The sequence below is a fragment of the Methanobacterium aggregans genome (assembly GCF_017874455.1).
Classification (GTDB): domain Archaea; phylum Methanobacteriota; class Methanobacteria; order Methanobacteriales; family Methanobacteriaceae; genus Methanobacterium_C; species Methanobacterium_C aggregans.
In genome coordinates this window covers 1-20,299 of sequence record NZ_JAGGLN010000009.1, presented here as the reverse complement: position 1 = coordinate 20,299, position 20,299 = coordinate 1, and the positions used below count along the sequence as shown (strand labels likewise).

Annotated in this window: 18 protein-coding genes and 1 tRNA gene; 10 read left to right on the top strand and 9 right to left on the bottom strand. The window is 39.9% G+C overall.

Going from position 1 to position 20,299, the window contains the following annotated elements; genetic code table 11:
- Positions 1 to 106 precede the first annotated feature (106 nt).
- The 5 genes from J2756_RS10930 to J2756_RS10910 form a co-directional block, all read right to left on the bottom strand.
- Positions 107 to 1,042 carry a lysylphosphatidylglycerol synthase transmembrane domain-containing protein gene (locus J2756_RS10930; RefSeq protein ID WP_209585494.1) on the bottom strand — a complete coding sequence of 312 codons (936 nt, stop codon included), beginning with the start codon at positions 1,040 to 1,042 and terminating at the stop codon, positions 107 to 109.
- Positions 1,012 to 1,656, bottom strand: a complete 645-nt coding sequence (locus J2756_RS10925) for a PHP domain-containing protein (protein ID WP_209585493.1) — start codon at positions 1,654 to 1,656, stop codon at positions 1,012 to 1,014. Before J2756_RS10925 ends, J2756_RS10930 begins: the two co-directional genes overlap by 31 nt.
- A 72-nt stretch (positions 1,657 to 1,728) precedes the next feature.
- The gene (locus J2756_RS10920; protein WP_209585492.1) at positions 1,729 to 2,601 is read right to left on the bottom strand and encodes a decaprenyl-phosphate phosphoribosyltransferase; all 873 of its coding nucleotides are present in this window, start codon (positions 2,599 to 2,601) and stop codon (positions 1,729 to 1,731) included.
- Positions 2,602 to 2,961: 360 nt separating this feature from the next.
- Complete coding sequence (gene cofH / locus J2756_RS10915; protein WP_209585491.1) at positions 2,962 to 4,005, bottom strand: 5-amino-6-(D-ribitylamino)uracil--L-tyrosine 4-hydroxyphenyl transferase CofH; 1,044 nt, start codon at positions 4,003 to 4,005, stop codon at positions 2,962 to 2,964.
- A gap of 393 nt (positions 4,006 to 4,398) precedes the next feature.
- Positions 4,399 to 4,508: transfer RNA gene (locus J2756_RS10910), tRNA-Met, on the bottom strand.
- 228 nt (positions 4,509 to 4,736) lie between these two features.
- Here J2756_RS10910 and J2756_RS10905 point away from each other — a divergent pair.
- Complete coding sequence (locus tag J2756_RS10905) at positions 4,737 to 5,564, top strand: methanogenesis marker 8 protein (protein WP_209585490.1); 828 nt, start codon at positions 4,737 to 4,739, stop codon at positions 5,562 to 5,564.
- 138 nt (positions 5,565 to 5,702) lie between these two features.
- On the opposite strand, the gene J2756_RS10900 is transcribed toward J2756_RS10905, so the two are convergent.
- From J2756_RS10900 to J2756_RS10885, 4 genes are all read right to left on the bottom strand, one after another.
- Entirely contained in the window at positions 5,703 to 6,083 is a 381-nt protein-coding gene (locus J2756_RS10900; protein ID WP_209585516.1) for a CBS domain-containing protein, read from the bottom strand.
- A 114-nt stretch (positions 6,084 to 6,197) separates the two neighbouring features.
- Entirely contained in the window at positions 6,198 to 7,256 is a 1,059-nt protein-coding gene (locus tag J2756_RS10895) for an AI-2E family transporter (RefSeq protein ID WP_209585489.1), read from the bottom strand.
- A gap of 308 nt (positions 7,257 to 7,564) precedes the next feature.
- Positions 7,565 to 8,971 (bottom strand): glutamate decarboxylase, encoded by a 1,407-nt coding sequence (locus J2756_RS10890; protein WP_245316052.1) that lies wholly within the window; start codon positions 8,969 to 8,971, stop codon positions 7,565 to 7,567.
- 258 nt (positions 8,972 to 9,229) lie between these two features.
- Positions 9,230 to 10,777 (bottom strand): MFS transporter, encoded by a 1,548-nt coding sequence (locus tag J2756_RS10885; protein WP_209585488.1) that lies wholly within the window; start codon positions 10,775 to 10,777, stop codon positions 9,230 to 9,232.
- A 408-nt stretch (positions 10,778 to 11,185) separates the two neighbouring features.
- Between J2756_RS10885 and thiC the strand changes: the two genes are divergently transcribed.
- The 9 genes from thiC to J2756_RS10840 all read left to right on the top strand — a co-directional run bounded on the left by thiC (position 11,186) and on the right by J2756_RS10840 (position 20,222).
- Positions 11,186 to 12,460 carry a phosphomethylpyrimidine synthase gene (gene thiC, locus J2756_RS10880; protein ID WP_209585487.1) on the top strand — a complete coding sequence of 425 codons (1,275 nt, stop codon included), beginning with the start codon at positions 11,186 to 11,188 and terminating at the stop codon, positions 12,458 to 12,460.
- Positions 12,461 to 12,675: 215 nt separating this feature from the next.
- Entirely contained in the window at positions 12,676 to 12,954 is a 279-nt protein-coding gene (locus J2756_RS10875; protein ID WP_209585486.1) for a glutaredoxin family protein, read from the top strand.
- On the top strand, positions 12,951 to 13,457 hold the full coding sequence (locus J2756_RS10870) for a ferredoxin-thioredoxin reductase catalytic domain-containing protein (RefSeq protein WP_209585485.1): 507 nt from the start codon (positions 12,951 to 12,953) through the stop codon (positions 13,455 to 13,457). Before J2756_RS10875 ends, J2756_RS10870 begins: the two co-directional genes overlap by 4 nt.
- Positions 13,458 to 13,766: 309 nt before the next feature.
- Positions 13,767 to 14,585, top strand: a complete 819-nt coding sequence (locus J2756_RS10865) for a helix-turn-helix transcriptional regulator (protein ID WP_209585484.1) — start codon at positions 13,767 to 13,769, stop codon at positions 14,583 to 14,585.
- A 167-nt stretch (positions 14,586 to 14,752) separates the two neighbouring features.
- A complete protein-coding gene (locus J2756_RS10860; RefSeq protein ID WP_209585483.1) occupies positions 14,753 to 16,156 on the top strand; it encodes a PAS domain S-box protein in 1,404 nt (467 codons plus the stop codon).
- 199 nt (positions 16,157 to 16,355) lie between these two features.
- Positions 16,356 to 18,020, top strand: a complete 1,665-nt coding sequence (locus J2756_RS10855) for an ATP-dependent DNA ligase (protein WP_209585514.1) — start codon at positions 16,356 to 16,358, stop codon at positions 18,018 to 18,020.
- 342 nt (positions 18,021 to 18,362) lie between these two features.
- Complete coding sequence (locus J2756_RS10850; protein WP_209585482.1) at positions 18,363 to 18,755, top strand: OB-fold nucleic acid binding domain-containing protein; 393 nt, start codon at positions 18,363 to 18,365, stop codon at positions 18,753 to 18,755.
- 246 nt (positions 18,756 to 19,001) lie between these two features.
- On the top strand, positions 19,002 to 19,496 hold the full coding sequence (locus tag J2756_RS10845; protein ID WP_209585481.1) for a hypothetical protein: 495 nt from the start codon (positions 19,002 to 19,004) through the stop codon (positions 19,494 to 19,496).
- A 249-nt stretch (positions 19,497 to 19,745) separates the two neighbouring features.
- The gene (locus J2756_RS10840) at positions 19,746 to 20,222 is read left to right on the top strand and encodes a hypothetical protein (RefSeq protein WP_209585480.1); all 477 of its coding nucleotides are present in this window, start codon (positions 19,746 to 19,748) and stop codon (positions 20,220 to 20,222) included.
- The last annotated feature ends 77 nt before the right edge of the window (positions 20,223 to 20,299 follow it).

Sequence of the window (20,299 nt, the reverse complement as noted above, 5' to 3'; positions counted from 1 at the left end):
TATAATTGGATTTTTTTAAGGTTTTAATTTTAACTCAATTGACTAATTGTTTATTAAATAATTTTTGAATGCTCTGGGTTTGTTCAAAATATTTTTTAAGGATCATTTAATCATCTTTGCTTTCTTTGATGATCCTGGATTTTCCCAGAAGGTAAACAATGAGCCCAAGGAATGTTCCATACCACAGGGTTGCGAAACGGATTATGATGGCAACACCAACGGATATGGTGGCTGTGAGTCCGAAAAACTGGAGCAGTCCTGATAGGGTTGCTTCAGCCACACCCAGACCTCCAGGGATCATGCTCAGTGCCCCTGCAAGGGATGCAAAGCTGAAGGTGAAGGTTGAAACAACGATTCCCAGGTGATCACCGAAGGCAATAACTGCAAGGTAAAGGGCAAGACACTCCATGAACCAGGCCATCAAACCCAGAATGGTTGTTACAACGAGCTTTTTAGGGTTCAGAGTTTCCTTGAAGGTTTCATGCATGCTCTCAACATCCTTGGAGTACTTTCCAGCCCGCTTCTCAAGTACGCGTATTAACAAGTTTGAAATGGCCTCAGATCTCACTGCAAGGACGAATCCAGCAAAGAGGATGAGGATGGCTATTATGATGTAGGCTCCCTGCCGGTAGTAGAGGATTCCCAGGAGTGAAAGGAATACAAGGGCCAGTATGTCAGTTAAACGGTCGCTTATAACAACTGGAACTGTTTTACTCAAACTTTCACCATTTATTTCCCTTATGAGCCAGCCCTTCCATATCTCCCCTGCTTTGGCAGGGGTTATGGTCATTGAAAGTCCGCTTATGTACACGAAGAGGTTGTCCCTGAGATCCAGGTTCACACCAACACCCCTGAGGAGGTAATCCCATCTAATGAACCTTATGAGGTAACCAATGGTTGTTAAACCCAGAAGCAGAAGGATGAAAGTCCAGTCAAAGCTTTCAAGGGCAGTTAAGAGATCACCCAGATCTGCGTAAACTCCCAGTACAACGTAAACAACCACTGCGAAGATCAGTACGAGCCAGAACCTGTTTTTCTCCATATTTTCAGCACCTTTGTCATTCCTAAATTCATCAGAGAGGATCTTTCACCAAAAACAGTGAAATTCCCCCTTTTAAATGCATCATGCAGGTCATCATCTGTATCCACGCCTGCCCTGCCAATTTCATGGGCAAAATGGGCGTCGCTACCGCCTAAAGTTTTTAGGCCGTGTTTTTTGGCATATTCTGCTGCCATTTCATTGTACCTTGTCCTGAAACATCGGGAGTTGAAGGTTTCAATGTAATCAACAAGTTTTGCATCCTCGTCCACGGGTGCGATCCCGTTTCCACGGAGTTCATCGAAGGGATGTGGGAGAACAACCAAACCATTCTGTTCTCTGATTTCATGGATGACCCCCAGAAAATTTCTTGAAACAACTTCTTCAGACAGGAAGAGACCTGTAACCTCACCCCTTTCTGTTGAGATTTCAGATCCAACCACAACCTCGAAGTTTTCAGTTTCAAATTCCTTGGCCTTCAAACCTCCTTCAATGGTGTTGTGATCAGTTACTGCTATTCCAGAGAGTCCCTTTTTCATGGCTGTTTTTACCAGGGTTTCAGGTTCCACCCAACCGTCTCTTGAGTACTTTGAGTGGGTGTGAAGGTCGTATCTCATTCAAACCGCCTTTTAGTGAACGTTTTATTGCAGGTTTTGAAAGATGGTGCTGTTATTATTTTTACTTTCATTTTAAACTCCTGGAAGTCCTAATTTATTGAAGTAAAGTACTCCAATCACTAATGCCACCCAGAGGGTCATGCTTATAACCATGCCTTTGTCCTTGAATATTATTTCAGGTTCTCCACCAATTCCATTGCTGTGCACCAGGAACAGGTAACGGAAGACTCCGTAGAATGCCAGGGGTATTGTGGCCATTAGGTAGATGTTCTGTGCAAAGAAGGTGTAGAGGGAGTAGGACATGATCAAGGATGCGGTGGTTATGTTGATCATCTGGTCCAGCATGTCCTCTGAGTAACTCTCAAGGATTTTACGGTGGCTTCCTGCCTTATCCTTGAGTAGGATCAGTTCGTGCCTTCGCTTCACAAGGGCAAGGAAAAGGGCCATGAGGAATGTGCAGAGTATGAGCCATGACGATACGAAGATACCTATGGCAACACAGCCTGCAACTGCCCTGAGTACGAATCCTGCTGAGATGACCAGGATGTCAACCAGGATCATCTCCTTCAGGAAGAGGGAGTAAACCAGGATCAGGCCGAAAAAGGAGAGTGAAACCAGAAAGAGCGAAGTGTTCACTGTGTAGGCCAGTAACAATGCAATTACAACTGCTATGCCTGAAAACAGCAGTGCATGGGGCTTTTTCAGCCGTCCAGATGCAAGGGGCCTTTCGCATTTTTTAGGATGGTTACGATCCTTTTCCACATCCAAACAATCGTTTATGATGTAAATACTTCCAGAAAGTAAGCAAAACACTACAAATGCAGAAATAACATTTGTCCATAAGTTAAAATTTAGAAGATTTAGTGAAAATACGATCCCAATAAATATAACTAGGTTCTTGTACCACTGCTTGGGACGCATTGACATAAGTATGTCCTTAAACATTTCATCACCTATCTGGTTTTTTTCTATGTCCAGTTATTAACCCAACTGAGTTAATACGTTTTCGGAGGTTTAGCATCAAATAGGTGTTAATTAATGATACGTCTGGATTTCTTTAGGAGGTTCCTTATAAAGTTTTTGTCCATTTAAGCATTGAATAAAAATATTTTCAACTACTTTTAAAGTTAAATGATTTAATTCAATTGTTTTTAATGATAGCTGCTGATTTAAAGTTTTTTTTAATCCTAAATTTAAAAAATTCGTAAGTCTTGAAAAATTGAGCATACTCCTCCTTAAAAGAATTAGAAATATAATGAAAAAAATAGGATTTATTGTGAAATAGGATTATAACTCAATTTAGATTCAAACCCTCTCATAAGTGGTGGTCCTTTCCACAGGCACACGTCCAATGGCTTCAATCACTTCAACCATCTTCTCACGTGGCATGTACTCTCCGTAGGATGCACCTGCAGCTACAGATATTTTATCCTCCATCATGGTACCTCCAAGGTCGTTGGCCCCGCAGCAGAGTGCTATCTGGGAGGTTCTGATGCCTAATTTCACCCATGAGACCTGGATGTTAGGCATGTCCCTGCCCATTATTATCCTTGAAATGGCGTGAACCTTCAGATCGTCCATTCCACTTGCACCCAGTGTTTCCTGGCCCAGCTTGTTGTTGAGGCCCAGGAAGGTCATGGGCACGAGTTCTGTGAAGCCGTGGGTTTCACGCTGTATATCCCTGAGTATCATGAGGTGGTCTACACGGTCCTCCCAGGTTTCCACGCTTCCGTACATAATGGTTGACGTGGTTGGAATGCCCAGCTTATGGGCCTCCTTAACTATGTCCACCCACTCCTGGGTTGAAACCTTTTTGGGACATATCTTCTCCCTCACAGAGTCCACGAGTATCTCTGCAGATGCCCCTGTCATGGTGTCCATACCTGCCTTTTTAAGGGCCTTCAAAGCTTCAAAGGTGGTCATGTCAGAGGATTTTGCAGTCTGGTAGATCTCCACAGGGGACAGTGCATGGAGGCAGATGTCGTACTGGTTTTTAATGGCGCTGATGATGTCGCAGTAGTAGTCAACTGTCATGTGGGGCATAACACCACCGAAGAGGCAGATCTCAGTTGCTCCAATGGTCTGGGAGTGACCAACACTCTCCACTATCTCGTCAACCGTCATTTCGTAGCCTGTATGGTCCCTGAAGGAGCAGAATTCACATTCTATCATGCAGTGGTCTGTGATGTCTATGGCCTTGTTTGCCACAAATGTGACTTCATCCCCCACTATTTCCTTTCTCAGTCTGTCTGCAACGTTGAAGAGTTCGAATGGATTTGCATCAACCAGTTTCAAAGCATCTTCCCTTGTTATGTCACCCTCGAGTGAACGTTCGTAAATATCCTTCATAAAGAAACCTCCGTTACCACGTGAAACCCTTTTAAAAAACCTTTTAATTAAAAAAAGGATCAAATACTCTTTATTTTATTTAAATTGTTAAGTATGAGTTACTGTTTGATATTTTGACTATGATCTATAGTGATCCAGTTCCGGGTTTTAAAGTTTTTCATTTTATTTTTTCCTTGATTGAGTATGGGAAATGGTTCAAGTAGAAGGTTCAAGGAAGGATTAAAAAGCTAGAAAAGGGCATAGTAACGAGTTATATGGAGAATTAAATATTTATGGAAAGAATATGCCTATAAAAAGATAGTTTAAGAGTAATGTGGAAAATAATTTTAATGAAAAGAAAATTTAAAGTAAAGATTTCATGGAATTTTCGAGGCCTTCAAAAGTTATTTGAAGTGCCGGGGGCGGGATTCGAACCCGCGGCCTCACGGTATCCCAGGAAAAAGTCAGAGCACTTGCTTAATACCCTATGAGCCGTGCGCTCTAACCAGCTGAGCCACCCCGGCGTGGCTTATATGCTGTTAGATTTCATCTAACTTATACTTTTCTATTCACATTCTCACTTAAAAAGGTTTTTATGAACTTTTCACATAATTTCTATTATTTTTCTGCCCTGGCCATTTTATTCTTAGCCTGAAATCAATTTATTCTTATAAAATATTTATACCAATTCCCTGAAACTGAAGATCAGATGGTTCAATGAATTATTAAAAATCCAGTGGAAGTGAGTTTAGATGGGCGAACACGTTATAGAGGCCCTTGGAAAGACAAGGGTTGTTGTAAGGGAGGGGAAGGTTGTTGAGGTTGGAGAACCAGTGATAGATTACTGTCCCCTCTTTGAGAAGTACAGGGGAATAAAACGATTAACACCCGAAGCTGTCAGGGAAAACATAGAGTTCAGGATAAAGGACTTTGGAATGTGTACATCTGATAGAAACTTGAGGATGAAGGACTTCCTCTCCTTTGGAGTTTCAGAGACAATAGCCACACTCCTTGATGATGGAACCCTAGACTGTGCAGTGATAGTCTGCGAGGGATCAGGTACAGTTGTAGTTACGGATCCAGAATTTGTACAGGGAATAGGGGGTAGAATATCAGCATTCATAAGCACCAGCCCCATAGATAAAATAATAAACACCTTAGGTCCAGAAAACGTTCTGAACCCTGAAAATGCAGTAATAGATCAGGTCGAAGGTGTGTTGAAGGCCATTGAAATGGGATATAAGAACATAGCAGTTTCCATAGTTTCAGCAGAGGATGCAGTAAAACTCAGACAGATTGAAGGGGAAAAGGGAGTTAAGATCTACATATTTGCAGCCCACGTGACTGGGATGTCTATGGAAGATGCAGAGGCCTTATTCAACAACGTTGATGTTTTAACATCCTGCGCATCCAAGCACGTGCGTGAAATTGGTGAAGGGAGGAAAGTTTTCAGTGTGGGTGCTTCAATACCAATATATGGGGTTACTGAGGCTGGAAAAGAGTTCCTGCTCCTGAGAATAGAAAAGATCGGTGGGCTGAAGGAGAAAAAGGGTGCAAAAATTCCGGATCCACTTATCTGAACATTTTTTTATAGTTTTTAAAAATTTTTCATCATTTGAAAATAACAATACTTAAGTAACTGTAATCAGCACTTTAAGTTCTATTTTTTCCAGGTTAAATCAAAATAAAAGGATAATTATCATTTAAGGATAATGTTTTCAGTCTTCCAGGCCTGCAAGTGCCCTTATAAGGCTGCTCTGAGTTATTAGGCCCACAAGATTTCCATTTTTAACAACAGGAATTCTCTGATATCCTTTATCTGCCATAACCTTTGTGATCTCCTTGATGGGGGTTTCAGGCTCTGCAACGTATAATTCCTTACTCATGAGGTCGTTCACCTTGAGTCCAAGTGCTTCTCCACCTGCAAGTAGAACGTCCCTGTGGGTTATAATACCTACAAGACGTTTTTCATCAACCACTGGAAGGCCTCCAACGTTGCAGCGCATCATCTTGAGCTTTGCTGCAGCCACAAGGTCTGTTGGGCCTGTTACATGCACTTCCCTGATCATGATGTCCTGGGCGCTTAACTTTCCTATCATGATCTTTATTCTGTTACCCTGAATATTTAAATCTGGAGGATTCATTAAAAGGATTCATTAAATTTTTGAAGAATTCAGATGAAGCTTCAGACAGTTTAAGATGAAACTAAATCCTCACACATCTTTAACTTCTTCCCTGTAGGCCCTGTAGGCTGAGTAGGTCACTCCAAGTATCAGTGGCCCGATGAACAGCCCTGGAATACCAAGTGTAACTGCTCCAAATATGAATCCCAGGAGAAATACAAGGGGATGAACCTCGGAGTAGTTCACCGAGAGTTTTGGTCTGATGTACATGTCAGTGGTTGTTTCGATGATCCATCCAAAGAAGATAACAAGAACTCCAGTGGTTATATCCCCTGTGAGGATGCTGAACAAACCCAGAACTCCGTAAACTATCCAAGGCCCAACTATGGGTATGAACTCGGACAATCCACTGAGTATACCCAGGAGTACTATGTAAGGATATCCAAGGAAGTAGTAGAGTATCATGGAGAGAATTCCAAGGATGACTGCAGGTACAACGTTCCCAACAACTATGCTCTTCATGATGTCATCGGTACCGTGGATTATTCTACGGTAAAAATCCTTGTCCTCTGGTGGAACGATGTCTTTAATGTAACGAACCACCTTATCACCATCCCTTGCAAAGTAAAAGGTTGAAAAGAGAAGTATCAGTATCTGCATTGCCAGGGTTGGTAAAAATTCAAGCAGGTTGATGATCTGGTTTACAAGGTAGGAGATGAGCTTCTCTGCAATGGCTGTGATGTTTGAAAGGAAGAGATTTGCAAGGTTGTTCAAGCTGTCTGAATTTTGAGATGTTGCTAAACTGGATTTGATGTTCATTGCAGTTGCAGTTGCACTTGAGGTTGCACTTGCTGATGAATGGGGTATGGAACCAAAAACCTGAATTGCAGCGGTTAATATCTGGCCTGCAGTGATGTAGAGCAGGGCAACGATTGGTGCAGCTAGAATTAACATCCCAATCAGGATTGCAAGGGTTTCATACCTGACGAAGGGTTTGATCCTGCGGGCGATGGGCCGTACGTAGTAGGCAAGAATGGCCCCCAAAACTACAACCGATATAATTGGGATCAAGATCCCGAAGGAAAGCAGTGTAAGCAGTATGATAATGGGAAAAATGGTTGAAATTGATAATTTTTTAATATTTAACACGTAAAACACCTTTTGATTATGAATACTTCATTCTAGTATTTTTTTAATTGCAGTTATAACTTTTTAATTCATTGGCCTGAGAATTCTTTTTCAACCCATCAAACAACCATTCAAATCTTTTTTCTGGGTTGGAATTCAGTCGTTCCATATTTATAAGAGATCATGATCCTATGGAATCCACAAAAAAATTTATCAGTTTAAAATTTATCAGTTTAAAATTTATCAGTTTATAAAATAAGGATTTTATCCAGGACTAAAAAAATGAGTAAAAGGGATTTAAACCCGTATTAAAAGTTTTTCAGCAAAATTCAGTAGAGAAGGGATGGATTTTGATCCTCCCCCTTCACTGTTGTTTCTTCCCTTTCAAGGGATTTAAGGGATTTCATCACATCGTCAACAAGCAGATCCACCATTTCCCTTCCGAAGTTTTCCTTTACAACCATTCTCAGGACTGCAACATCCTCAGCATTCTCAGGAAGTGTGTAGGCAGGAACGATCCAGCCTTTCTGCCTCAGTTTCTCTGAAAGCTGGAAAACTGTGAATTCTTCATCCTTCAAACTAACTGTTACAAGTGGAAACATTCCATCCCTGTTGATAACCTCAAATTTACCTGAACCTTCAAGTTTTCTTGCAAGGTACTGGCTGTTCTTCATCATGTTATCCATTATGTCGGTGTAACCACTTTTCCCAAGTCTTATGAAGTTGTAGTACTGGGCTATTATGGTACTGCTCCCCTTGGAGAAGTTGAGGGAGTAGTTGGGCATCAAACCCCCAAGGTAGTTCACCTTGAATATGAGCTCCTCAGGCAGATCTGTTTTATCCTTGAATATGAGCCAGCCAACTCCGGGATACACAAGACCGTACTTATGGCCTGAAACGTTGATGGATCTGACCTGCTCGAGTCTGAAATCCCATTCCAGTTCTGGATAGAGGAATGGAGCCACAAAACCTCCGCTGGCACCATCAACATGTATTGGAATGTCCCAACCCTTATCCTTTTTAATATCCAGCAGGAGGCCATTGATCTCCTTTATAGGGTCCATCTGGCCCGTGAAGGTTGTTCCCAGAACAGCACCAACGCATATGGTGTTTTCATCAATTTCCTCTGCTACCTTATCCACAGTAACTGTGTAGGTGTCCCTTTCAAGGGGTATGAGCTTCAGCTCAACATCGAAGTACAGTGCAAACTTCTCCCAGACAGTGTGCACATCTGCACCCATAACAATGTTGGGTTTGTTGCATGGTTTTCCCTCTGCATGCCTCCGTTTTTTCCAGGTCCATTTATGGGCCAGAAGTCCAAGCATGATGGCCTCAGACGATCCTATTGTCCCTGTTCCAACTGAATGACACTTCTTCGGGGCGTTGAAGAGCCTTGCCAGCATGTTAACCACCCTATCCTGTATCTTCTCGGTCTGGGGATACTCATCGTTGTCAACGAAGTTCTTGTCAATGCTCTCCATTATGAGTTTGTCTGCCTCAGGCTCCATCCACGTGGTCACGAAGCTTGCAAGGTTCAGGGCAGGATTTCCATCTAAATTCAGTTCATCGTGTATCAGTTGATACGCTGCACGTGCAGGCATTCCTTCTTCAGGCATAACATATTTTGGAACGCTTTCAGCGAAGTACCTGCTTCCATAGGTACTGGTCACTTCCCTCTCAGATACCCTCATTTTATCCAAATTTTTCTTTCCAGATAACGTTTTCAATCCCTCCATACACAAATTCTTCTAATCAAGATCCACTTCTAATCAAGATCCAAATTCAATTTAAATCCCATAAAATTTAATTCCATAATTTTCATCCATTAAACCAATGATTGCTTTATTTTTCTAAAATTTTATTTTAAACCAGTTAATTCAAGGTATGATTTTTTTTAATCCTTTACAAAAATGGAAGGATAAATGAATTAACATTGAAATATCATCACTGTGTTTGAACCATCAAAAAAATCAATCAAAGGATTTAGCAAGGGTTTAAGAAACCCTGCCTGATGGCGCAGGCCTTAAAAATAGGGATATCAAAAATCCCAGGAACATCAGCAGGGTGGTTGCATCGAAGGCTGTTTGCATGGCCTTGCTTATGGTGGAGTTCACAATTTTATAGGCTGTTGAAGTTTCATCCTTCTTCAAATCTGGAATATTCACTGTTTTCATCTTACCCGCCCATGTCACCAAGTTATCTTTAATGTCTTGTTTTGAGTATTCATTGGGAAAATTCTGTTCAACTGCTGTTGACAGTCCAGTGAAGATTCCAATTATAAGTACAACACCGATAATCGCGGTTCCCATTGATGATCCAAGGTTTGCTCCGGTACTCATTACTCCAGATGCATCTGCCTGTTCATCTTCACCTGCAGATGAGAGTATGAGGTTTGCAGTGAGTGGAATGGACAGTCCCAACCCAACTCCAATGAGAAAGGTTCCAGGCAGAAGATCTACTATCTGTGTGTTCAAGCTGAACTGGTAGCGCATGATAAGGGCGCCTGCCATGGCCACAAGGAAACCTACAGAAATTAGACGGCGTGGTTCCACATGTGAAGATAATCTGGAGGATGTTACTGAAAATATTAGAAGACCCACAGTTAATGGCAGAAGAACTAGCCCTGTTGTGAAGGCATCAGCACCTAAAACGCCCTGCAAGAAAATGGGCATGACAAAAACAGCACCTGCAAGTGCCATTTGCATTATAAGTCTGGTTAAGGTTCCAATGGTGAAGTTTCGTTCTTTGAAGAGCCTGATGTCAGTCAATGGTTTTTTATCTTCCTTGATCATGTTTTTCTCTTTAATGTAGAAGAGAACCATGAACAGAATTCCTCCCCCAATTAGGAATGGTGTCATCTTCCAGTTTGAAGGTTGATTAAGACTTAAAATACCTAAAACTATCAACAGCAATCCTGAAGCAGATAATATCCCACCAACCACATCTATCTCAGATCTTTTCATTGTTGCAGGGAAGTTATTTATTTTAGGGGAGAATATGAGTATCACAGCAATCACAACCAGTTCCAGTGCAAAACCCCACCTCCAGCTAAAGAAGGTGGTGAGGAAACCTCCAAAGAGTGGGCCGATAGCTGCAGCCACACCTGCCATGGCTGTCCAGATCCCCAAAGCGAATGCACGATCCTTTCCAGTGTAGGTTCCTGTGATGATTGAGGCTGTTGCAGGTGTCATGAGTGCAGCTCCCACACCCTCGAGTATGGACCAGCCAATGAGAAGCATAGTTGAATTAACACTCAAGGCAGCAATTACAGTTCCAGTACCATAAATACAGGCACCAATGAGAAATGCCCTCTTTTTACCAAGGACATCCTGCATCTTACCACCTATAAGCATCAGGGCAGCCATTGTAAGGGCGTAAACAGATATGATTGTTTGTATAACATGCACTGTGGTGTTGAGATCCACAACGAGGTTTGTGATTGCCACGTTCATGAATGTGGAGTCAAGGGCAATTATAAAAGAAGATAATGAAACGATTAGGAGCGATGTCCAGCCAATTTTTGATTCTCTAGAAGTCTCCATGGATTTCCTCCAGTGTAAATGATGTTAATATTACGTTAATCCTGTGAATTTCCCTACCAATTCAGGACCATCCATAAAAGTTATAAAAAATTCTCATGTTGTTATTATTGTTGAAGATCAACCTATAAAAATTAGTATAAAATGTTGGTGAGGATATTGAAGGAAATATTTGGGAGAACTCCATTTAAACGTTGATATCACATGTATCAACTACTTCATGGAATAAGTAGATATAGGAATTTTAGTATATCATTAAATGATTAAAATGAATTATCAAGTAATATTACTGTGTTATTAATTATGCTCATGTTTTGGGTGTAATCATGATTTTTTAGGATGAATATTATCAGGAAATTTGAACAAAATTTGTCTTAATAATCTTTCAATATCAAAACGAGGGATCAAAAAGTGACTCAGATGCAAGAGGCCAGGAAAGGCCAGATCACAGATGAAATGAAAGTAGTGGCTGAAGTTGAGGCTATGGACATTCATAAAATTGTCAGAGGACTGGCAGATGGACGTATCATCATTCCAAAAAATGTTCGAGGTAAAAGCCGTCCAATGGGTGTGGGAAAAGGCCTCAAAACCAAGATCAACGCCAACATTGGATCATCCTCCGAGCTTGAGAAGGTCAAATGGGAAGTTGAGAAGGCCAAAACAGCAGTTAAATATGGTGCAGATACAATAATGGACTTAAGTACAGGTTCAGGGCTTGAAAAAGTTAGAGAAGCCATAATGCAATCTGTTGATGTGCCAATAGGAACCGTACCTGTTTATGAGGCAGCAGTAAATGCTTCAAAGACTAAAGGTGCGGTTATAAATATGGATGGGGATGACATGTTCAGGGCCATTGAAAATCAGGCCAAGGCTGGTGTGGACTTCATAACTGTGCACTGTGGAATAACCATGGAAACAGTTGAGAAGGTTAAATCATCAAACAGGATAATGGGAATTGTGAGCAGGGGAGGATCCTTCCTTGCAGCATGGATACTCCAGAACCAGGAGGAAAACCCCCTTTACAGTAACTACGACTATCTGCTTGAAGTAGCAGCAGAATACGATGTCACACTGAGCCTGGGAGATGGTCTGAGGCCGGGCTGCCTTCACGATGCATCTGATGCGCCCCAGATTCAGGAACTCGTAACACTGGGAGGACTTGTTGACAGGGCAAGGGATGCAGGAGTTCAGGTAATGGTTGAAGGACCGGGGCATGTTCCAATAAACCAAATCCAGGCGAACATGCAGATACAGAAAACAGTCTGCAAGGAAGCACCCTTCTACGTGCTGGGACCCCTGGTAACTGACCTTGCACCTGGCTACGACCACATAACTTCGGCCATAGGTGGAGCGATTGCAGCATCTTCAGGTGCAGATTTCCTCTGTTATGTTACACCTGCAGAGCACCTTGCAATACCCAACGTGGATGACGTTAGGGAGGGAGTCATAGCTTCAAAGATAGCTGCAGAAGCCGCAGATATAGCCAAGGGAGTTAAAGGTTCATGGGAGCGTGAAGTTGAAATGGCACATGCTCGGAGAGATTTTGACTGGGATAAACAGTTTGGACTGGCATTTGATGGAGAAAAGGCCAGAAAATGCAGGCAGAGAAAGCCATCATCTGAGGATGATATGTGTACCATGTGCGGAGATTTTTGTGCTATAAGAATTGTGAGGGACAATTTTTAAAACTTTTTTTGGGTGCTGAGACTCAAAGATCTTCGCATGATTCATATTTCATTCAACCTTTTTTTAATTCAATCTTTTTTTAACCACTTCAAAGCCTAATACTCAGTTTCACCTTCTTCATCCTTTAATAAAATTGATATCATAACTATTAATAGAAGATTTTACATAAAATAGTTGTTAGTTAAAAAAATTTTGAATCTTTCAGGAGGCCAAAAATGTCAATGCAGCACGTGGATGGTGAAAATAAAGGAAAATTTGTTCTTTATGCTTTAAGCACATGTGGGTGGTGTAAAAAGACTCGAATGCTACTTGAAGATCTTGGAGTGGAGTACGATTATCTGTACGTTGATCTTGAAGAGGGAGACGAACGTTCCGAGGCTGTGGAGGAGATCAAAAAATGGAACTCTCAGCTGTCGTTCCCAACCCTTATAGTCAACGATGAAATATGCATAGTGGGCTTCGATGAGGAGGGAATAAGGGAGGCAGCAAAATGAGTCATGAAGGGGTTTCTGATGCAGAGGTAGATGCATTTTACAGCAAGGTTAAAGAGGATGCTGAAGCTTACGGTTACCACCTCAATTCTGATGTTGCATTCACCAAGGATCTTTTGAAGAACATACTCATAAATAATAAGAGGTACGGCTATGGTGCATGTCCATGTCGCCTGGCATCTGGAGAAAAAGAAGAAGACCTTGATCTCATTTGCCCCTGCGACTACAGGGATCCAGACCTCAACGAATACGGAGCATGCTACTGTGGACTTTACGTTACAAAAGAAATATTGGAGGGTAAGAAAAAGCTTTCATCCATTCCTGAAAGACGTCCAGGGCCTGAAGAAAGAATTAAAATGAAATCAACACCGTTCAATGCAATATTAACTCCTTCATTGCCTGTTTGGAGGTGCAAAGTTTGCGGTTATCTCTGTGCAAGGGAAGAGCCTCCAGAGTCCTGTCCAATATGCAAGGTTGGAAAGGAGCGTTTCGAAAGGTTCATGTGAACCATAGAAAATTTGAATAAACTCATTTTAACTCTTTAAACAGTTCAAAATCCAATTTTTTTTAATTACCCTTATTTTTTATGGGCTGTATATTCTAATAGTTTTTAATTCTGCTTCTAAAGTTTAAATACTTGTTTCAATCAATTATAATTATTATGGTTATCTGTGGAGCTTAAGCTTTGAACTTCTTTGGGATGGGAAACATTTATAATTAATCATAATTATTATTACTAATAATAATACTAGAATCTGGTTATTTTGGGGCAATATATCTGTAAATGGGGACTACTAATTAAATTAGGGGATAAAATGGACCTTAAACATACGTTTGAACTTTATGAAGATGTTAAAAACGATATGAAGTTTTTTATAAGTTCTGATGTTAGGATAAAGATACTGATGAGTTTAAAGGAGGGACCTAAAAATCTTGCAGATCTCCGAAACGAGATCCACCTCAGCTCATCAACCATACTACATGGAATGAACCAGCTTCAGGGAAAGGACATCATACTGAGGGATTCAGGAAAATATTCCCTCTCCCAGATGGGAAAAATGGCGGCGAATAAGATTATAAATCTCATGGAGACAGTCAACACATTAAAAAACTGTAAAGATCTATTTTTGAATCATGAAGTGGATTGCATCCCCAAGGACCTCATTAAGGATATTGGATGTCTCAACAACTCCACTCTTGTAAGCTCCACAGTAACCGATGTAATGAAACCCCACAGGGTGCTTTCACAGTTTTTAATGGATACCACCAACATCAAATATCTTTCACCAGTATTTTACCCTAAAAATGCTGAAATGTTCGTTAAAACCATGGAAAAGGATGGTAAAGTTGATCTTGTAGTTACTTCAGGTGTTCTGGATAAATTAAAGGAGATACTGGGGACAGAAGAGGTACAAAAATCTATTTCATCAGGTAATTGGGGTGTAAGGATTGCAGATGATGATTTGAAGCTTTCACTTACAATGGGGGATGAATTCATTGCAATGGGACTTTTTTCAACTGATGGATCCTATGATCTCAACGTATTCTTGATCAGTCATGATGAAGAAGCTATTTCATGGGGTGAAAGACTTTTTAAACACTATAAATACAAATCAGAAGAGCTTAAGATTTAATAGGTTACAATTCCTTTTTTTATTCAACTTCAGAACTTAATAAATTTTACCAAGGTCTTTCATGCAAGTTAAATTATTCCCATACCCATCTGGAACTTAAAAAATTGAAAAGATATATACTAATATGATAATAATAAGTAACATCAACTTAACATTGAAGTGATGTTATGAAGGGTTCAAAAGAGTTTATAAACAATTCCACAGCTCTTAAGGATATTTCAGGATTATCTGAAGAATATTGCCATGAAATATTTGAGAACAGTGGAATTCCAATGATGGTGCTGGAAGATTCAGTTGTATCCTGGGGAAACAAGGAGTTTCAAAAACTCACGGGTTACTCAAACACGGAATTGAAGGGCAAAAACTGGAATGATCTAGTTTTTAATGAGAATATCAGCATCATTATGGATTTATCAATTAAAAATACACCTAAAATTTCTAATAAATCTAATTTTTCATCTAAACACAAATTTAACCACTTAATGAATGAAAGTACTGGAAAATCATTGATATTTATTTCACATCTTCCTGGAAAGAGTGGGAGGATTGCATCGATTGTAAGTATTACAGATCATGATGAGGTGGAAAAACAGCTCAAATTTCAGGCTAACATACTTGAAAACATCCAGGAGTCAGTTGTGGTCACAGGCAGTCATGGAATGATAAAGTACTGGAACGAAGCTGCAACTTCCATCTTTGGATACTCCCGTGATGAAGTTATGGGTAAGAGTATGGCCATGATCTGCAGGGAAAATGATGAAGGAAAATTTCTAGTAACTCTGAAGGGAATTTCAGATGGTGAAAAATGTGCTGGAGAACACGAATGCAGACGAAAGGATGGTTCAATCATATGGATGGATGTCCGAACCACAGAAATGTTTGATGAAGAGGGTAATCAAACAGGATTTTTGAATGTTTCCAAGGATATTACAGAACGTAAAAAAGTTCAAAACGATATGGAGACTGCTTTAAAAGAAAAAGAAATGCTTTTAGATGAGATACATGGCAGGGTTAAAAATTACATTCAGATGGTACTGAACTTTCTTGAGATCCAATCGAAGTATCTGGTAGATAGGGAAGACTTTGGAACAATTAAAGACAGTAAAAATCGTGTCAATGTAATGTTCTTTGTACACGACTGCCTCTTCACTACAGAAGATTTTGCAACTGTGGAATTCTCAGAGTACATCCAGATGATCACCCAGAACATAGTGAATTCTTACACTGTTACTGGAGGGATAACATTTGATGTAACCGTTGATAATGTGCTTCTAGACATTGAAACTGCAGTTCCATGTGGATTGATAGTAAATGAACTATTCACAAATTCCATAAAACACGCTTTCCCCAATGGAAGAAAGGGCCATGTAGTGCTGAACTTCAGTAAGGATAATCATGGAATCTGTGTACTTCGAGTGGAAGACAATGGTGTGGGATTTCAGAATGTTAAAGTAGATAAAATAGGATTGAATATTGTAAACAGTATGGTGGAGGCATTGAACGGTGAAATAAATGTTTCAAATCATAATGGAACGAGCTGGGTCATTAAATTCAGGGGATCAGAATATTAATTTTAAATACATGTAATAATATAGATAAAATAGAAAGCCACAATTTTAAATTCTTATACATTAATTAAATCAGCTTTTTTTCATACTAAAATAAATCAGTACATTGATGGAGATTCTTATAAATGATTCACTACAAAGGACTTACAATCATTATCAATATGCACTATGGACGGTCATGATCATGAAATCAAACAATGGAATGAGGTACATGGAACTTGTGGATGTCTACGAGAAACTGGACTCCACAACCAAAAGGCTTGAAAAAACCACCATGCTGGCAGATTTTTTCAGGAAAATAGGGGGAGAAGATCCAGAACTTCTTCCAGTTGTTACACTCTTATCACTTGGACGGGTTTTTCCAACATGGAGTGAGGAAGAACTTGGAATAGCATCAAAACTGCTTATGAATGCAATGGCACTGGTTGTAGGTGTGAGGCCTGAGGATGTTGAGGATATGATGAGGGATGCAGGGGATATTGGAACTGCTGCAGAACTCCTTTTTGGGAAAAAAAAGCAGGCAACATTTTTCACAGTTCCGCTGACCATTCAGAAGGTTCACAGCAACCTCATGAAGATAGCAGATATCTCAGGGAACAGATCCCAGTACAAGAAGATGGAGATACTGAGGGAACTTTTATCATCGGCATCACCCACAGAGGCCAAGTACATCACAAGAACAGTTCTTGAGGAGCTCAGGGTGGGGGTGGGTGAAGGAACCATAAAGGATGCCATTGCAGAAGCTTTCTCTGTTGAAAAAGGGATTGTTGAAAGGGCGCACATGCTCACAAATGATCTTGGCCTTGTTTCAGAGGTTGCAAAGGAAGAAGGTGTTGAAGGACTTGAAAAACTCAGTCTTAAACCTGGAAAACCAGTTAAACCCATGCTTGCACAGCTCTCTCCAGGAATCAAGGAGAGTGTTGAAGAAATGGGATGGGCACTCTGTGAGACCAAGTACGATGGTATACGGGTTCAGATACACAGATCAGGGGATGAAATTAATATATTCACCCGAAGACTTGAAAACATCTCCAATGCAGTTCCTGAAATCATTGAGTACATAGAAACAGCATTACCCCATGAAGATTTCATTGTTGAAGGTGAAATAATCGTTACAAAGGATGGTAAACCCATATCTTTCCAGTACATACTCCAAAGAGTCAGGAGAAAGTACGATATCGAGAAGATGCGCGAGCAGGTACCTCTGAAACTTTACCTCTTTGATGTACTTTACTACAACGGCCCCCAGATAGACACACCCTTCCAGGACAGGAGAGAGATACTTGAATCAATGGTTGAGGTAATTGAAGACAAACTCCAACTTTCCAATCAAGTGAAGGCTACTCCTGAGGATATTTGGAGGGCTGAAAAACTCTTCACAGAATCCCTGAATGGTGGACATGAAGGCATAATGATCAAGGATCCCAGTGCACCCTACATGCCTGGTATAAGGGGGAAGAAAATGCTCAAACGCAAGGCAGAACCTGAAACCCTTGACCTGGTGGTTGTTGGTGGAACCTATGGTAAAGGTAAGCGGGCTCACTTTATAGGTTCTTATCTACTGGCAGTTCAGGATGAAAACAATGAGCTGAAGACCATTGCACATGCAGCAACAGGTTTAGACGATCAGATGCTTCTGGAACTTTCTGAAATGGTTGAACCACTCATAACCAAGAAAACCGGCAGGAAGGTGGAGATTGTTCCTTCCATCATCCTTGAAATTGCCTACAGTGAGATCGTTAAGAGTCCGGAGTACGAGGTTGGCTACTCATTGAGGTTCCCTGTTGTGAAGAGGATAAGGGAAGATATAAGTATTGAGGATATCGACACTTTAGAACGTGTTGAATCAATGTTCAAAGAGGTTTGAATGATCCTAAATTATTCATATTTTTTAATTTCTTTTTAATCTTTGAAATATATAGAATAAAACAACTTTTTTTTTAAATATCAACTATTCTGCTTTAAATTCATCTCTTTTCAATGTATTCAGGGTATTTTTTTTTAGACTCTCACTTTTTTAGATTCTCAGAAGCCATGATAGGTACGGAGTATTCACCCAAACATTATTAATACTAAATATTATATAATTATTAATAATATTTTGGATATGAAATAAACACCTTAAAAAAGCATAAAAAATCCTATTAAAAAAGAAATATTCTGGAAATTCTCTGGAATTGAATTTAACAACGGATTCATGGTGGTGAAAATGGAGGATCATCAAATATTCAAACTGGCCCTTGCAACATCCATAATAGGGCTCCTGGGAATGGTGATATTTGCAGGACAGGTAATGCCAAGGGAAGTTAAGATAAGTCAGATAGACAGGGGGATGCTTGATGAGGATGTTGCAGTTGAGGGGGTTGTTCAGAAGGTCGGTAAATCCAAAACAAGCAACACCTACTTCATTAAGGTAATGGACGGCACAGGTGAGATAACCCTGGTGATATTCGACAGCTCTGCAACGGATATAGAAAAAGGAAATCTAACCATTCAGGGAATGGATAAAAGGAGGATAAATGCAGTTGGAACTGTGAGCGAGTACAGGGGCAGCATGGAGATCATACTCAAGGATGCCAAGTCATTGAGGATAGTTTCATGATCTGTTATCAGGATCCCAAAAATGAGTTATCTACTTAGATTTTGTTTATTGGGATTAATACTTAAATTTTAAGGTATTAATTATTATTTTTGAGTTTTTAGGAGCTTTAACATGCTTTTATAAATATTAACACTTTTGATAATTGTAAAAGGAGATTTTTAATGGTGAAAATTGTAATGTCTTTTGTTTTGTTTAATCCTTTAGTATTAGTATTATGGATGTTTGGTTTGTTTGTTGGATGGGTTTTTGAGTTATGCGGGTAATTCTTTGGATTGTAATGTGCAGGGTTCTGTTTATGGTGGTTCTGCTGCGTTTTTGGAGAATCCTTTTAGCCCGCTTTTTTATCAGTTTTACATACAAGATAAGTTGATGCAAGCCGCTCAGAAGGCTTGGACAACCGGTAATGTTTGGGATTTCTTTAATTATGATTTTTTCCATATTTACGGTTACAGTAACCTTGACCATACGTGGGGTGGGGAAAATATTAAGCAGGTTATTAAGTTCTTTACGGGTGTGGATGAGAATGGTGATTTGTCTGTTGGGAGTTTTTTACTCCTTTTAGTTTCAGTTATTCCTATTGGTCGACTGGGAACGCTTGCAGGTAACTTACTCACCAAAAGTCCAATATTATTAAAATATTGGCGATTTGTAGAAAAGCCAGTGACTTACTTTTTGAGTAAATTGGGTATTTTTACAAAGGATCCTGTTGAGCTTTTTTTTTGGGTGTTTCTTCGAAGTTGAGTTCTTTGTTGGATCCTAGTTTGGGTTTGATTCCAGCGTGTTTTGAGTTGGTTGCGGGGTTTTCTGGCAAGGAGGTGTTGGGGAAAATTATTGAGAGTTCTGTTTATAAGCGTTTGTTTGGTTATGATACTGTGAAGTCTGTTACAACTATTTTTAATCTGAATAGTTGGAATCCAAATAAATATTAAGAAGGCTTGGAATGAGACCATAGAATCTGTTGTTAGTAATGCTAAGTGGTTGGGCAGTACGGTGAAGGATATTGGTAAGAAGCTAATTGTTGAGGGAAAGAAACTAATTCCTAATGCAGTGAAGGTGGCAACCAAAAAAGTTGTTAATAAAGTTAAGAATACAGTTAACACAGTCAAGAAGATTGTGAAAAACACAGCTAAAGCGGTTAAGAACACTGCTGTTAAAATTGTTAAAACAGCTAAAAAGGCAGTGAAAACCGTTAAAAAAGCTGTTAAAAAAACTGTGAAAACCGTTAAAAAGGCTGCTAAGAAAGTAGTGAGAACCGTTAAAAAAGTGGTTAAAAAAGCTGTGAAAACTGTGAAAAAGGCTGCTAAGAAGGTAGTTAGGACAGTTAAAAAAGTGGTTAAAAAAGCTGTTAGAGCTGTTAAGAAAGTTGCAAAAAAAGTAGTTAAAACAGTTAAAAACACGGTAAAAAAAGCTGTTAATGCTGTGAAAAATGTAGGCAAAAGTATTGGAAAAATCTTAAAATGGTGGTAATAAGATGGGAATTTTTGATCCTTTAAGGTCTATTGATAGTTTGAAGAAGAGTTTGGTTGATGAGTTTGGTTATGTTG